The following is a 15,984-nucleotide window of genomic DNA, read 5'->3' as shown; positions in this document are numbered from 1 at the left end:
GGGTTTTCTTCCTTGTGGGTCGCTCAGGCTTCGCTGGTTTCGCGGCGCTCTTCGGGGCGTGCGGGACGGTTCTGGCCGCGCTCCTGCACGAAGACGATGTGCTCGTCGGGCTTCTCGCTGTTCACGAAGGAGCGGAAGCGCTGGCGCGTGGCGGGGTCGTTCACCGCGGTCTTCCATTCGCACTGGTAGGTGTCGACCACGTGCTGCATCTGCGCCTCGAGCTCGGCGCCCAGGCCCAGCGTGTCCTGCAGCAGCACGCCCTTGAGGTAGTCGAGGCCGCCCTCCAGGTTCTCGCGCCAGGTGCTGGTGCGCTGCAGGCGGTCGGCCGTGCGCACGTAGAACATCAGGAAGCGGTCGATCATGCGGATGAGGTCGGCCTTGTTCAGGTCGCTCGCCAGCAGCTCGGCATGGCGCGGCTTCATGCCGCCGTTGCCGCACACGTAGAGGTTCCAGCCCTTGTCGGTGGCGATGATGCCGACGTCCTTGCCCTGCGCCTCGGCGCATTCGCGGGTGCAGCCCGACACGCCGAACTTGATCTTGTGCGGCGCGCGCAGGCCCTTGTAGCGGTTCTCCAGTTCCACGGCCAGGCCGACGCTGTCGTCCACGCCGTAGCGGCACCAGGTGGAGCCCACGCAGCTCTTCACCGTGCGCAGCGACTTGCCGTAGGCATGGCCCGACTCGAAGCCGGCGGCGATGAGTTCTTCCCAGATGGACGGCAGCTGCTCCACACGCGCGCCGAACATGTCCACGCGCGCACCGCCGGTGATCTTGGTGTACAGGCCGTACTTCTTCGCGACCTGGCCCACGGCGATCAGGCCCTCGGGCGTGACCTCGCCGCCGGGCATGCGCGGCACCACCGAGTAGGTGCCGTCCTTCTGGATGTTGCCCAGGAAGTAGTCGTTGCTGTCCTGCAGGCCGGCCAGGTCCTTCTTGAGCACGAACTCGTTCCAGCACGAGGCGAAGATGCTCGCGGCGGTCGGCTTGCAGATGTCGCAGCCCAGGCCCTTGCCGTGTTTCGCGAGCAGGTCGGCGAAGCTGCGGATCTCGCCCACGCGGATGAGGTGGTACAGCTCCTGGCGCGAGTACGGGAAGTGCTCGCACAGGTGGTTGTTCACGGCCATGCCGCGTCGGGCCATTTCCATCTTCATGACCTGCGTGACCAGCGGCACGCAGCCGCCGCAGGTGGCGCCGGCCTGTGTGCAGGCCTTCATCTCGGCGGGCGTGCACACGCCCTGGCCCACGGCCTCGCAGATCTGGCCCTTGGTGACGCTGTTGCACGAGCAGATCTGCGCGCTGTCGGGCAGCGCATCGACGCCCAGGCCTGGCTTGGCCTTGCCGTCGCTGGACGGCAGGATGAGGAACTCGGGCTCGTCGGGCAGCGCGATGCCGTTGAGCGCCAGCTGCAGCAGCGTGCCGTACTCGCTGGCGTCGCCGACCAGCACCGCGCCCAAGAGCTGCTTGCCGTCTTCGCTGACCACGATCTTCTTGTAGACCTGCTTGCGCTCGTCGATGTATTGGTAGGCGCGCGACTTCGGCGTCTTGCCGTGCGCGTCGCCGATGCTGGCGACGTCGACGCCCATCAGCTTGAGCTTGGTGCTCAGGTCGGCGCCGGTGAAGGCGGCGTCGTCCTGGCCGGCGATGTGGCGCGCGGCCACGCGGGCCATGTCGTAGCCCGGCGCGACGAGGCCGAAGGCCTGTTCGTTCCACGACGCGCATTCGCCGATCGCGTAGACGTTGCGGTCGCTGGTGCGGCAGTGGCTGTCGATCGCCACGCCGCCGCGCGGGCCCACGGCCAGCAGGCTCTGGCGTGCGAGTTCGTCGCGCGGGCGGATGCCGGCGGAGAACACGATCATGTCGGTTTCCAGGTGCGTGCCGTCGGCGAACACCATGCGGTGCCGTGCGCTCGCGCCGTCGACGATCTCCACCGTGTTGCGGCCGGTGTGCACGTGCAGGCCCAGCGCCTCGATGCTGCCGCGCAATGCACGGCCGCCGCCTTCGTCGACCTGCACCGCCATCAGGCGCGGTGCGAATTCGACGACGTGCGTTTCCAGGCCCATGTCGCGCAGCGCCTTGGCGCATTCCAGGCCCAGCAGGCCGCCGCCCACCACCACGCCGCTGCGCGACTTGGCGCCGCAGGCCTTCATGGCGTCCAGGTCCTCGATGGTGCGGTAGACAAAGCAGTTCGGCCGGTCGCGGCCCGGCACGGCCGGCACGAAGGGGTTGGAGCCGGTGGCCAGCACCAGCTTGTCGTAGGCGATCACCTCGCCGTCGGCCGTGGTCACGGTGTTGTTGCGCCGCTCGATGGCCGCCGCGCGGGCCGCCAGGCGCAGCGTGAAGCCGCTGCGCTCGAAGAAGCCGGGCTCGACCAGCGACAGGTCGTCGGCCGTCTTGCCGGAGAAGTATTCGGACAGGTGCACCCGGTCGTAGGCCGGGCGCGGCTCTTCGCACAGCACGGTGACCTGTGCGCCGGGAATGCCGAGCGTGTGGAGTTGCTCGAGGAACTTGTGGCCGACCATGCCGTGGCCGATGACTGCGATCTTCATTGGGGGTCCTGCACGCAACCGGCCCTGGAAGGCGCCCCCGCAGCCGCTGTCGAACAGACAGCGTCGTTGGGGCCCCCGCGACGGAACGGATGCGAAATGGGTTGGAGCAGACGAACCGGCGGCGGGCGGCCATCGGTGCGCTTGAACCCCGCCGTCGTTAGCGGAGGCATTGCGAACCCGCCGCAGAAGCCGGTGGGTCGCAACCCTGTTCAGCAATAAGCGTGCCGCGCTCAAAAGCCCGTGTGGCGGGGCTCATCGGCCGATGGCGCACCGAAAGCGGACCGGGGCCGGCACGCCGCGCACGGGCGTCGTGCGCCGGCGCTCTCCGCATTGGTGCGCCGGGGTGCAGGGGCGCAAGGGGGCGGCGGCGCCGGTGCGCGGGGCTTTTCCGTATGCTCGGGGCCTTGCAACGAGGGCGAACGCCCCCACGAACCCCGAAGAACTTGCCATGTGCGGCTCCGAACTCCATTCCCTTCCTGAAGGTGTCCAGCGCGTCTCCCGCGTGCTGCAGGACGCCGGCCATCCCCATGCGCCCCGCATGCTCGACGACGCCTGCCGCACCGCGCAGCAGGCCGCCGACGCGCTCGGCATCTCGGTCGGGCAGATCGCCAAGAGCATCATCTTCCGCCGCAAGAGCGACGAGGCGGCGGTGCTGGTCATCACCTCGGGTGACAAGCGCGTCGACGAGAAGAAGGTCGATGCCATCGTCGGCAAGACCGGCCGCGCCGACGCCGACTTCGTGAAGGCGCGCACCGGCTTCACCATCGGCGGCGTGTCGCCGGTGGGCCATGTGACCAAGCCCGTGGTGCTCATCGACCGCGAGCTGTTCCGCTTCGAGGAAATCTGGGCCGCCGCGGGCCATCCGCACGCCGTGTTCCAGCTGCACCCGAACGATTTAGAGAAGCTCACCGGCGCGCCGGTGGCCGACGTGGTGTGAACTTCGACGAAGCGCATGCGCTCGCCGAGCGCGCCGGGACCGTGCAGCGCACGGAAGGCGAGGTGCCCTCGCCGTGCTCGTCGGTGTGTCGCATGGACCGCCTGAGCGGCTTCTGCGAAGGGTGCCTGCGCACCATCCCCGAGATCGCCGGCTGGAGCAAGATGGAAGACGACAGCCGCCGCCAGGTGTGGCGCGCGATCGAACTGCGGGCCCAGGCCGGCATCTGGCGCGTGCCCGAACCCACCACAGGAGACCACGACGCATGAAGCACATCGACTTCTATCTCGATTTCATCTCGCCCTACGCGCACCTGGCGTTCGAGCACCTGCCCGAGGCGCTCGAAGGCCTGAGCGTGAGCGTGGCCTACAAGCCGGTGCTGCTGGGCGCGCTGCTCAAGCACCACGGCCAGCTCGGGCCGGCCGAGATTCCTTCGAAGCGCAGCTGGACCTACCGCCACGTGCTGTGGCTGGGCCAGGCGCACGGCATCCCCATCGAGATGCCGGCTTCGCACCCGTACAACCCGCTGCCGCACCTGCGCCTGGCGGTGGCCACGGGCGACGACGGCAGCATCAGCCGCCTGGCGGCCGAGACCCTCTTTCGCCACGTGTGGCGCGGCGGCGAAGAGGCGGGCGACGCCACGCGGCTGGCCGCGCTCACCGCGCAGCTGCAGCCGAAGCGCGACGTGAACGGCGACGAGAACAAGGCCCTGCTCAAGCGCAACACCGACGAGGCCGTGGCGCAGGGCGTGTTCGGCGTGCCCTGCTACGTGGTCGACGGGCGCCTGTTCTGGGGCTTCGACGGCCTGGCGATGCTGCGCGCCTACCTGCAGGGCGACGCCTGGTTCGACGGCCCGCAATGGACCGGCGCCGACCAGCGGCCCTCGTTGCTGCGCAAGAGCTGAGGCTTTTTTGCTGCTTCGCAGCAAGGACTGAGGACAAACCCGCGCAGGGTCCTTGTTTCTTACAAGCTGAAACGAGCAGCGCGGGTTTCACCCTAAACCGTAAGCGCCCGTTCAGTTTCGCGAAAGCCTCGGGTCAGTCGCGCCTCCAAGAATGCCCCACGGTCCCGAATGCCGGGCACCGATGGACGCATACATACACACCAGGAGACGACGATGGCAGCCACGCTAGATTCAAGGGGAGTGCCGCATCCGGCCCCCCGGCCCATGTCCGCGGAGGAGAAGAAGGTCATCTTCGCCTCCTCGCTCGGCACCGTGTTCGAGTGGTACGACTTCTATCTGTACGGTTCGCTCGCCGCGATCATCGCGAAGCAGTTCTTCAGCGGCCTGGATGCGGGCGCGGCCTTCATCTTCGCGCTGCTGGCGTTCGCCGCCGGCTTCCTGGTGCGTCCGTTCGGCGCCATCGTGTTCGGCCGCCTGGGCGACATGATCGGTCGCAAGTACACCTTCCTGGTGACCATCCTGATCATGGGCCTGTCGACCTTCATCGTCGGCCTCTTGCCCAGCTACGCGACCATCGGCGTCGCGGCGCCGGTGATCCTGATCGCGCTGCGCATGCTGCAGGGCCTGGCGCTCGGCGGCGAGTACGGCGGTGCCGCCACCTACGTGGCCGAGCACTCGCCGCACGGCAAGCGCGGCGCCTACACCTCGTGGATCCAGACCACGGCCACGCTCGGCCTGTTCCTGAGCCTGATCGTGATCCTGGGCGTGCGCACCTGGCTCGGTGAGCAGGCCTTCGGCGAGTGGGGCTGGCGCATTCCGTTCCTGGTCTCCATCCTGCTCCTGGCCATCTCGGTGTGGATCCGCCTGACGCTGTCCGAGTCGCCGGCCTTCCAGAAGATGAAGGCCGAGGGCAAGACCTCGAAGGCACCGCTGGCCGAATCCTTCGGCCAGTGGAAGAACCTGAAGATCGTGATCCTGGCGCTGATCGGCCTCACGGCCGGCCAGGCCGTGGTCTGGTACTCGGGCCAGTTCTATGCGCTGTTCTTCCTGACGCAGCAGCTCAAGGTCGATGCGACCACCGCCAACCTGATGATCGCCGCCGCGCTGCTGCTCGGTACGCCCTTCTTCGTGGTGTTCGGCACGCTGTCCGACAAGATCGGCCGCAAGCCGATCATCATGGCCGGTTGCCTGCTGGCCGTGGTCACCTACTTCCCGGTCTTCAAGATGCTGACCGAAGCCGCCAACCCCGACCTGGCCCGCGCGCAAGCCACGGCCGGCGTCACCGTGACGGCCGACCCGAAGACCTGCTCGTTCCAGGGCAACCCGGTGGCCCGCGAGATCGACTTCAAGAGCTCGTGCGACATCGCCAAGCGCTACCTCGTGCAGAACTCGGTGAGCTACGAGAACGTGGCCGGCGCGCCCGGCTCCGCGGCCGTCGTGAAGATCGGCGACAAGACCGTCGAGGCGCCCACCGGCGTGGTCGCGAACTCCAAGTTCGACGAGACCAGCGTCAAGGCCATCGCCGCCTTCAAGAAGGGCGTGGCCGAAGACCTGAAGGTTGCCGGCTACCCGTCCAAGGCCGACCCCGCCAAGATCAACAAGGTGCTGACCATCGTGCTGCTGTTCTGGCTGGTGCTGCTGGTGACCATGGTCTATGGCCCGATCGCCGCGATGCTGGTCGAGATGTTCCCCACGCGCATCCGCTACACCTCGATGAGCCTGCCGTACCACATCGGCAACGGCTGGTTCGGCGGCCTGCTGCCGACCACCGCCTTCGCCATCGTGGCCTCGACCGGCAACATGTACAACGGCCTGTGGTACCCGATCATCATCGCGGGCATCACGCTGGTGATCGGCACGCTGTTCATCCGCGAGACCAAGGACGTGGACATCTACGCCAACGACTGATCGGTGGCATCTGGAGGGGGCCGCGCGGCGGCTGCCCTCCGTTCAACAAAGAGGCTTCATGCCCCGCGGCATGAGGCCTTTTTCTTGAGCCCTCTTCCTCCCCTTTTGCAACTTCTCAGGAGACAGTACCCATGTGGAAAATCGTAGTCGGCTTCGTCATCTTCGCCGCCATTGCCCTGTATGTGATTTCGATGGGCGGCGACAAGATCGACATGTCCGGCGAGAAGCACGGCGGCGACACGACGCACGCCCCCGCACCGGCGGCCACGCCGGCGCCTGGCGCGTCGGCACCGGCTGCCGCGGCCTCCGCCGCGAAGTAACCCGACGGGGCGCGCGTCAGCGCTTGAAGCGGCCTTCGCTGATGATCGCGAGGTCCGCGAAGTCGATGCCGCTGTGGTCCTGCGGCGAGTAGCTCACCTCGAGTCCGCCGCCCAGGTCGTAGCCCTTGAGGCTTTCGAGCGCCGCGAGCACCTTGGCGCGCGTGGGCTTGGGGCCCGCGCGGCGCAAGGCCTCCACCAGCACCTTGGCCGAGGCGAAGCCTTCGAGCGCGGCCGGTGACAGCTCGCCCTGGCCCTTGGCGCGGGCGAGCGTCAGCGCCTCCTTCACCATCGGCTGGCCCATCGAGCGTTCGCTGGGGAACACCTGCGTCACGATCACGCCGCGGCTGGCGTCGCCCAGCTGCTTGATGAAGCCCGACGAGGCGTTGTTCGACAGCGTGACCACCTGCGCCGCCGAGCCCGCGGCGCGCAGCGCCTTGATGCCGTCGACCACCGCCACGCCCGAGCCGATCCACACCACCGCCTGCGCGTCGGCCTTCATGATGGCGGGCACGATGGTCTTGTAGTCGGGCTTCTCGCGGTCGGCCGGCACGGTCGCGATCGGCTGGGCCTTGCCCTTGGTGAAGCCGTTCATGGCGCCCTGGAGTGCGTCGGCGCCGAACGAGTCGGTCACGTGGACCACGGCGATGCGCGTCAGGCCGATGGTCAGCAGGTGCTGCACCGCCTTCTCGGCCTCGCGCTGGTAGGTGGCGCGCACGTTGAACACATGCTTTTGCAGCGGCTTGTGCAGCACCATCGCGCCGGTCGAGGGGCCGATGAGCGCCACCTCGTTCTTGTCCAGGTACGGGATGATGGCCTGCGAGTGCGGCGTGCCGCGGCTCATGAAGAGCGCGAGCACCTTCTTGTCCTCGATCAGCACGCGCGCGTTATCGCCCGCGCGCTTGACGTCGAAGGCGTCGTCCATGCGGATCACTTCGATCTTCTCGCCGTGGATGCCGCCCTGGGCATTGGCCGCGTCGATCACCAGCTGCGCGCCGCCGATGGTCTCGTTGACGCTCGCGGCCACCGAGCCGGTCATGCCCGCGGTCTGGCCGATCACGATCTGGGCCGAGGCGCCCATCGCGTACAGCGCCAGCAGGGCGGCCACGCCGAGCGCGTGCCGTGAACCTGCCACTTTCTTCTTCGTCATGAAAGCCTTTCGGAGCCTTCGGGAGACTCGCTGAACAATTGTGAAAACAAATGTCGCATTTGTTTCATAAAGTGTCATTGGACGCATCCAGACAAACCCCTGCGCGGGCGCCGCCCATGCGCCGGCGTGGGGCGAAGCGTCACGAAGCACTCCCTAGAATGTTTGCCCCACCCCCCAAGGCACTCATGACACAGGGCTCCATCCGGATTCGCGGCGCGCGCCAGCACAACCTCCAGAACCTCGACCTCGACATCCGCACCGGCGAGATGACCGTGGTCACCGGGCCCAGCGGCTCGGGCAAGTCGAGCCTCGTGTTCGACACCCTCTACGCCGAAGGCCAGCGCCGCTACGTCGAGACCTTTTCCGCCTACGCGCGCCAGTTCCTGGACCGCATGGACAAGCCCGCCGTCGACAAGGTGGAGGGCGTGCCGCCCGCCATCGCCATCGACCAGACCAACCCGGTGCGCTCCTCGCGCTCCACGGTCGGCACGATGACCGAGCTGAACGACCACCTGAAGCTGCTCTACGCGCGCGCGGCCCAGCTGTTCGACCGCGAGACCGCGCTGCCGGTGCGCCACGACTCGCCCGACAGCATCTACGCACAGATCGCCGAGCGCGCGGCCGCCGCGGGCGACCCGCGCATCGTCATCACCTTCCCGGTCGAGCTGCCGGCCGGCACCACGGCCGAAGAAGTGACGCAGTGGCTGTCGGCCAGCGGCTTCACGCGCGTGCAGGCCGAGCGCGAAGTGGCCACGCCCACCGGCCCGCGCAAGGTGCTCGACGTGGTGGCCGACCGCTTCCGTATCTCGAGCGCGGAGCGCGCGCGCGTGGTCGAGGCCATCGAGGTGGCGCTCAAGCGCGGCAGCGGGCGCGTGACCGTGCATGCGACCGGCACCGAGGAAAACGCACCGACCGATGTGTGGAAGTTCTCCACCGGCCTGCACTGCCCCGAGAGCGACATCCGCTACACCGACCCCATCCCGTCGATGTTCTCGTTCAACTCGGCGGTGGGCGCCTGCGACACCTGCCGCGGCTTCGGCCGCGTGATCGGCGTCGACCTGGGGCTCGTGATCCCGAACGACAAGCTCACGCTGCGCGCCGGCGCCATCAAGACCATCCAGACGCCCGCGTGGAAAGAGGCGCAGGACGACCTCATGCGCCACGCCGAGGCCGCCGGCATTCCGCGCGACACGCCGTGGAACAAGCTCACCGAGGAGCAGAAACACTGGGTGATCGAAGGCACGCCCAACTACAAGGACGGCAACTGGAACAAGCAGTGGTACGGCGTGCGCCGCTTCTTCGGCTACCTGGAGAGCAAGGCCTACAAGATGCACATCCGCGTGCTCTTGTCGAAGTACCGCAGCTACACGCCGTGCCCCGTGTGCAGCGGCGCGCGCCTGAAGCTCGATCCGCTGCTGTGGCGCATCGGCAGCAAGGACGACGCCGACGCGGTGCTGCCGCCTGAAAAGCGCTTCCTGCCCACCGGCGCGAAGTGGAGCCGCGCGCAGCTCGAGGCGCTGCCCGGCCTGTGCCTGCACGACCTGATGCTGCTGCCCATCGAGCGGCTGCGCAAGTTCTTCGATCGCGTGGAGCACCACGGCAACGGCAGCCCCGCGAGCGAAGGGGAAGCCCAAGCGCTGAAGCTGCTGTTCGAGGAGATCACCACGCGCCTGCGCTATCTGCACGACGTGGGCATCGGCTACCTCACGCTCGACCGCCAGAGCCGCACGCTCAGCGGCGGCGAGGTCCAGCGCATCAACCTCACGACGGCGCTGGGCACCTCGCTGGTGAACACGCTGTTCGTGCTCGACGAACCCAGCATCGGCCTGCATCCGCGCGACATGAACCGCATCACCGAGGCCATGCTGCGCCTGCGCGATGCCGGCAACACGCTGGTGGTGGTCGAGCACGACCCGGCCGTGATGCTCGCGGCCGACCGCGTGATCGACATGGGCCCCGGCCCCGGCGCGCGCGGCGGGCAGATCGTGTTCGACGGCGGCACCGACCAGCTGCGCGACGCCGACACGCTCACCGGCCAGTACCTGGGCGGGCGCAAGAAGATCGGCATGGGCTTCAAGCGGCTCGTGAGCGAGAACACGCACCGGCTCATCCTCGAAGGCGTGCGCGAGCACAACCTGAAGAACATCACGGTCGACTTTCCGCTCGCGCGCCTCGTGTGCGTGACCGGCGTGAGCGGCTCGGGCAAATCGACGCTCATCCAGGACGTGCTGGCGCCCGCGCTCATGCGCCACTTCGGCAAGGCCACCGAGACGCCGGGCGCGCACGACCGCATGCTCGGCGCCGATCACCTGGGCGACGTGGTGTTCGTCGACCAGTCGCCCATCGGCAAGACCGCGCGCTCCAACCCCGCGAGCTACGTGGGCGCGTGGGACGCCATCCGCGAAATCTTCGCCACCGCGGCGCTGTCGCGCCAGCGCGGCTACACCGCGAGCAAGTTCAGCTTCAACTCCGGCGACGGGCGCTGCCCCACCTGCGGCGGCTCGGGCTTCGAGCACGTCGAGATGCAGTTCCTGTCGGACGTGTACCTGCGCTGCCCCGACTGCGACGGCAAGCGCTACCGGCCCGAGATCCTCGAAGTGAAGATCGAGCGCAAGGCCAAGGGCTACAACGTGGCCGACATCCTGGAGCTCACCGTGGCCGAGGCCGCGGCGCTGTTCGACACCGACCGCGACGTGCTGCGCGTGCTGCAGCCCATCGTCGACGTGGGCCTGGACTACGTGAAGCTCGGCCAGCCCGTGCCCACGCTGTCGGGCGGCGAGGCGCAGCGCCTGAAGCTGGCGGGCTTCCTGGCCGAAGCCGCCAAGAGCGCGACCGCGAGCCGCCAGATGGTGGCGCGCAAGGGCACGCTGTTCCTGTTCGACGAGCCGACCACCGGCCTGCACTTCGACGACATCGCGCGGCTCATGCGCGCGCTGCGCAAGCTGCTCGACGCGGGCCATTCGCTCATCGTCATCGAGCACAACCTGGACGTGATTCGCGCCAGCGACTGGCTCATCGACCTCGGCCCCGAAGGCGGCGATGCCGGCGGCCAGGTGGTGGCCGAAGGCACGCCCGAGCAGCTGCGCGAGAACCGCGCCTCGCTCACCGGCGCGGCGCTGGCCGACTACGAACTCGCCGTCGGCCCGGGCGCCTACAAGGTGGCCGAGCGCGCCGCGCGGCGCTACATCGCCAACGCCAAGACGGCGCCGGGCGGCAACGCCATCGAGATCGTCAACGCGCGCGAGCACAACCTGAAGAACCTCAGCGTGGACATTCCGCGCGGCAAGTTCAGCGTGGTGACGGGCGTGAGCGGCTCGGGCAAGTCGACGCTCGCGTTCGACATTCTTTTCAACGAAGGCCAGCGCCGGTATCTCGAATCGCTCAACGCCTACGCGCGCAGCATCGTGCAGCCCGCGGGCCGGCCCGAGGTGGACGCGGTGTACGGCATTCCACCCACGGTGGCCATCGAGCAGCGCCTGTCGCGCGGCGGCCGCAAGAGCACGGTGGGCACCACCACCGAGGTGTGGCACTTCCTGCGCCTGTTGTACGTGAAGCTGGGCATCCAGCACTGCGTGCACGACGGCGCGGCCGTGCAGCCGCAGACGCCCGACAGCATCGCCGCGCAGCTGATGCGCAACTTCAAGGGCCAGCACATCGGCCTGCTCGCGCCGCTGGTGAGCAACCGCAAGGGCGTGTACACCGAGCTGGCCGACTGGGCGCGCCCGCGCGGCTTCACGCACCTGCGCGTGGACGGCGACTTCCTGCCGACCACGGGCTTTCCGCGCATCGACCGCTTCAAGGAACACAGCATCGAGCTGCCCGTGGCCAGCCTCGACGTGCTGCCCTCGCAGGAGAACGAACTGCGCGCGGCGCTCACCAGGGCGCTCGAGCACGGCAAGGGCGTGGTCCATGTGCTGAGCGAGCTCGACGGCCTGCGCGCCGCCATGATGGCCGGCGTGTCCGCCGTGGGGATCGGCCGCGTGCAGGTGTTCTCCACGCTGCGCGCCTGCCCGGTGTGCAGCACCAGCTATGCCGAACTCGATCCGCGCCTGTTCAGCTACAACAGCAAGCACGGCTGGTGCCCCGACTGCGTGGGCACGGGCGTGAAGCTCAGCAAGGACCAGCGCAAGGTCTTCGACGATTCGATCCGCGACGACGACAACAAGGGCCGCGAACAGACCTTCGCCGAGCCCGAGGTGGAAGACCTCGCCGACGTGGCGTGCCCGACCTGCGAAGGCACGCGCCTGAACGCCACCGCGCGCGCCGTGGGCTTCGGCACTGCGGCCGACGGCTCGGGCGGCATCGGCATCACGCAGCTGGCGCGCATGAGCGTGACCGAGGTGCGCCAGTGGTTCGAAGGGCTGGTGCTCAACGGCCGCGAAGCCGAGATCGCCCGCGACCTCGTGCCCGAGATCAAGAGCCGCCTCGAATTCCTCGAAGAAGTGGGCCTGGGCTACCTCACGCTCGACCGTGGCGCGCCCACGCTCTCGGGCGGCGAGGCGCAGCGCATCCGCCTGGCGGCGCAGCTGGGCAGCAACCTGCAGGGCGTGTGCTACGTGCTCGACGAGCCGACCATCGGCCTGCATGCACGCGACAACCAGATCCTGCTGAACGCGCTGCACAAGCTCGGCGAGAAGGGCAACACGCTGGTGGTGGTGGAGCACGACGAAGACACCATCCGCCGCGCCGACCACATCATCGACATCGGCCCCAGCGCCGGCAAGCGTGGCGGCCGCCTCGTGGCCGAGGGCACGGTGGCCGACATCCAGAAGGCCGGCGATTCGCAGACCGGCCGCTACCTGCGCGATGCCATCAAGCACCCGCTGCAGGCGCGCCGCCTCATTCCCTCGCCCGATCCGAAGGCGGAAGACAGCGGCAACTGGCTCACCGTGCACGGCGCCGACCTGCACAACCTGCAGGACGTGACCGCCACGCTGCCGCTGCACCGCCTCGTGGTGGTCACGGGCGTGAGCGGCTCGGGCAAGTCGACGCTCGCGCGCGACGTGCTGCTGGCCAGCGTGCAGGGCATCGTGGTGCAGCGCATGACCAAGGCCGGCCGCGACGCCGATGCCGCGGGCAAGCGCCCGGCCTGGACCGGCTGCCGCGGCGTCGACGGCTACGAGGTCATCGACCGCGTGCTCGAGGTCGACCAGACCCCCATCGGCAAGACACCGCGCAGCTGCCCCGCCACCTACATCGGTTTCTGGGACACCATCCGCAAGCTCTTTGCCGACACCCTCGAGGCCAAGGCGCGCGGCTACGGCCCGGCGCGCTTCAGCTTCAACACCGGCGAAGGCCGTTGCCCGGGCTGCGAAGGCGCGGGCGTGCGCACCATCGAGATGAGCTTCCTGCCCGACGTGAAGGTGCCCTGCGAGGTCTGCCACGGCGCGCGCTTCAACCCCGAGACGCTGGCCGTGAGCTGGCGCGGCAAGAGCATCGGCGACGTGCTGAAGATGGAGGTCGACGAGGCGGTCGAGTTCTTTGCCAGCATGCCCAACATCGCGCACCCGCTGCAGCTGCTGAAGGACGTCGGCCTGGGCTACCTCACGCTGGGGCAGCCGTCGCCCACCCTGTCGGGCGGCGAGGCGCAGCGCATCAAGCTGGTGACCGAACTCAGCAAGGTGCGCGACGACATCACCCGCCGCGGCCAGAAGGCGCCGCACACGCTGTACGTGCTCGACGAGCCGACCGTGGGCCTGCACATGGCCGACGTCGAGAAGCTGATCCACGTGCTGCACCGGCTGGTGAACGGCGGCCACAGCGTGGTGGTGATCGAGCACGACCTCGACCTGATCGCCGAAGCCGACTGGATCCTCGACCTCGGACCCGAGGGCGGCAACGCGGGCGGGCGCATCGTCGCGGCGGCGCCGCCGGAGGAGGTGGTGCGATTGGGTACGCACACTGGCGTAGCTCTAAAGGCCGTGTTGGCACGTTGACGCGCACAGGCGCACAATGGCCTCAACCCTTGGCGCAGGCGCATCCTGAATCAGCCATGGTGGAGACCGTGTGAACGGATGAAGCGCCGTGCCGGGGGCTACGCAAGGAGCCGCGCCATGACCCGCTTCATCGATGTTCACAGCCTGGTTCGCCTGGTGGATGAGACCGGCGTCCCGGAATTCCTCGTCACGCTGGCCGACGCGCTGCGCGATGACTTCCTGCGATGGCGCGAGTTCGACAAGAAGGCGCGCGTGGCCAGCCATTCGCATCTGGGCGTGATCGAGCTCATGCCCGTGGCCGACGATGGCGCCTATGCCTTCAAGTACGTCAACGGCCACCCGCACAACACGCAGGTCGGCCTGCCCACGGTCATGGCCTTCGGCGTGCTGGCCGAGGTCGACACGGGCTACCCCGTGCTGCTGTCCGAACTCACGCTCACCACCGCGCTGCGCACGGCCGCCACTTCGGCCATGGCCGCCAAGGCGCTGGCGCGGCCCGATGCGCGCAGCCTGGCGCTCATCGGCAACGGCTCGCAGAGCGAGTTCCAGGCGCTGGCCTTCCATGCGCTGCTGGGCATCGAGCAGGTGCGCGTGTTCGACATCGACCCGCGCGCCACCGACAAGCTGGTGCGCCACCTCGCGGCCTGCACGCCGATGGAGATCGTGCGCGCCGGCTCCACCGCCGAGGCGGTGCGCGGCGCCGACATCGTGACCACCATCACCGCCTTCCAGGGCCACGCGACCGTGCTCACGCCCGAGATGATCGAGTCCGGCATGCACATCAACGCCGTGGGCGGCGATTCGCCCGGCAAGACCGAGCTGCACCCCGACGTGCTGCGCGGCGCGCGCGTGTTCGTCGAGTACGAGCCGCAGACCCGCATCGAGGGCGAGATCCAGCAGCTGGCACCCGACTTCCCGGTGCACGAGCTGTGGCGCGTGCTGCTGGGCGAAGTGCCCGGCCGCGAGCGGCCGGAGCAGGTGACGGTGTTCGACTCGGTCGGCTTCGCGCTGGAGGACTACACGGCGCTGCGCTGCATCCAGCAGCTGGCGCTGGAGCGCGGCGTGGGCCGGCAGATTGCGCTGGTGCCCGAGCTCGACGACCCGAAGGACCTGTTCGGCCTCACCGCCTCGGGGCGGCGCCGGGCGGTGCTGCGGCGTGCGGCATGATGGCAAGCCCTGTCGTCACGCCCTTCGCCGCTTCATGCTCACCATCTACAACGACCAGCACGCCCTGCACCAAGGCCAAGTCGAAATGTTCCGGGGCGAGCTGGTGCCCTGCTTCGAGGTGCCCGCCCGCGTCGACCATGTGAGGCATGAACTCGAGCGGCGCGGCCTCGGCCCGCTGCAGGCGCCCGATGCGTTCGACGACGCGCTGCTGGCGAAGGTGCATGCGCCGCGTTACCTCGACTTCATCGCCCATGCCTGGGACGAGTGGGTGGCGCTCGACGCCGCCAACGCCGCGCGCGACGCGCTGCCCTCGTACTGGCCCACGCGCGGCATGCGCACCGACGTGCTGCCGAAGAGCTTTCCCGCGCGCCTGGGCCTCTTTGCGTTCGACGCCGGCACGCCGCTGATGGCCGGCAGCTGGACCGCCGCGCGCCATGGCGCCGCGTGTGCATGGACGGCGACGCAGCGCGTCCTCGGCGGCGAGCGCAGCGCCTTCGCCCTCACGCGCCCGCCGGGCCACCATGCGGGCGCGGACTTCTTCGGCGGCTACTGCTTCGTCAACAACGCCGCCGTCGCCGCGCAGGCGCTGCGCGATGCGGGCGTCGAGCGTGTGGCCGTGCTCGATGTCGACTACCACCACGGCAACGGCACGCAGGCCATCTTCTACGAACGCAGCGACGTGCACTTCGCCAGCCTGCACGGCGACCCGCTGACCGACTACCCGTACTACCTGGGCCATGCCGACGAGCGCGGCGCCGGCAAGGGCGAGGGCTTCAATCACAACCTGCCGCTGCCCCGCGGCACCGATTTCGCGGCCTGGCGCACGGCGCTCAAGACGGCGCTCGACGGCATCGCGAAGGTCAAGGCCGGCGCGCTCGTGGTCTCGCTGGGCGTCGACACCTTCGAGGGCGACCCGATCTCGGGCTTCAAGCTGAAGAGCGACGACTACCTGCGCATGGGCGAAGACCTCGCGCGCGCGGGCTTGCCGACGGTGTTCGTGTTCGAGGGCGGCTATGCGGTGGCCGAGGTGGGTGTGAACGCGGTCAACGTTCTCGAAGGCTTCGCGCAAGCCGCGGGCTGAGGGGGCGAGTAGCCCTGGCGACAGCAGTCGGGTGAGCCCCGATT

General features: G+C 68.9%; 10 protein-coding genes. 8 read left to right on the top strand and 2 right to left on the bottom strand.

The window, feature by feature from the left end; translation table 11 throughout:
• Positions 1-23: 23 nt before the first annotated feature.
• Positions 24-2,543 carry a nitrite reductase large subunit NirB gene (gene nirB, locus FFI97_RS21565; RefSeq protein WP_144004501.1) on the bottom strand — a complete coding sequence of 840 codons (2,520 nt, stop codon included), beginning with the start codon at positions 2,541-2,543 and terminating at the stop codon, positions 24-26.
• Between the two features lie 448 nt (positions 2,544-2,991).
• Here nirB and FFI97_RS21560 point away from each other — a divergent pair, with 448 nt between their 5' ends.
• From FFI97_RS21560 to FFI97_RS21540, 5 genes are all read left to right on the top strand, one after another.
• Positions 2,992-3,480 (top strand): YbaK/EbsC family protein, encoded by a 489-nt coding sequence (locus FFI97_RS21560; RefSeq protein ID WP_056577405.1) that lies wholly within the window; start codon positions 2,992-2,994, stop codon positions 3,478-3,480.
• Positions 3,477-3,746: a DUF1289 domain-containing protein gene (locus FFI97_RS21555; RefSeq protein WP_139701369.1), complete on the top strand. Its 270-nt coding sequence runs from the start codon at positions 3,477-3,479 to the stop codon at positions 3,744-3,746. The genes FFI97_RS21560 and FFI97_RS21555 overlap by 4 nt, the downstream gene beginning before the upstream one ends.
• Complete coding sequence (locus tag FFI97_RS21550) at positions 3,743-4,381, top strand: 2-hydroxychromene-2-carboxylate isomerase (RefSeq protein ID WP_139701370.1); 639 nt, start codon at positions 3,743-3,745, stop codon at positions 4,379-4,381. Before FFI97_RS21555 ends, FFI97_RS21550 begins: the two co-directional genes overlap by 4 nt.
• A gap of 213 nt (positions 4,382-4,594) precedes the next feature.
• Positions 4,595-6,289, top strand: coding sequence for an MFS transporter (locus FFI97_RS21545; protein ID WP_062477354.1), 1,695 nt, complete (start codon positions 4,595-4,597; stop codon positions 6,287-6,289).
• A gap of 131 nt (positions 6,290-6,420) precedes the next feature.
• Entirely contained in the window at positions 6,421-6,609 is a 189-nt protein-coding gene (locus FFI97_RS21540; protein WP_056577413.1) for a hypothetical protein, read from the top strand.
• Positions 6,610-6,625: 16 nt separating this feature from the next.
• Here FFI97_RS21540 and FFI97_RS21535 read toward each other — a convergent pair whose 3' ends face one another.
• Positions 6,626-7,756 (bottom strand): ABC transporter substrate-binding protein, encoded by a 1,131-nt coding sequence (locus FFI97_RS21535; RefSeq protein WP_139701371.1) that lies wholly within the window; start codon positions 7,754-7,756, stop codon positions 6,626-6,628.
• A 185-nt stretch (positions 7,757-7,941) separates the two neighbouring features.
• On the opposite strand from FFI97_RS21535, the gene uvrA reads away from it, so the two are divergent.
• The 3 genes from uvrA to FFI97_RS21520 all read left to right on the top strand — a co-directional run bounded on the left by uvrA (position 7,942) and on the right by FFI97_RS21520 (position 15,940).
• The gene (uvrA, locus tag FFI97_RS21530; RefSeq protein WP_139701372.1) at positions 7,942-13,692 is read left to right on the top strand and encodes an excinuclease ABC subunit UvrA; all 5,751 of its coding nucleotides are present in this window, start codon (positions 7,942-7,944) and stop codon (positions 13,690-13,692) included.
• Between the two features lie 117 nt (positions 13,693-13,809).
• Complete coding sequence (locus FFI97_RS21525; RefSeq protein ID WP_139701373.1) at positions 13,810-14,859, top strand: ornithine cyclodeaminase; 1,050 nt, start codon at positions 13,810-13,812, stop codon at positions 14,857-14,859.
• 34 nt (positions 14,860-14,893) lie between these two features.
• Entirely contained in the window at positions 14,894-15,940 is a 1,047-nt protein-coding gene (locus FFI97_RS21520) for a histone deacetylase family protein (RefSeq protein WP_139701374.1), read from the top strand.
• Positions 15,941-15,984 lie beyond the last annotated feature (44 nt).

Source organism: Variovorax sp. KBS0712, from assembly GCF_006323185.2.
Lineage (GTDB): Bacteria > Pseudomonadota > Gammaproteobacteria > Burkholderiales > Burkholderiaceae_C > Variovorax > Variovorax boronicumulans.
Note: the sequence above shows the minus strand (reverse complement) of the source record. Positions and strands in the feature narration are given on the sequence as shown.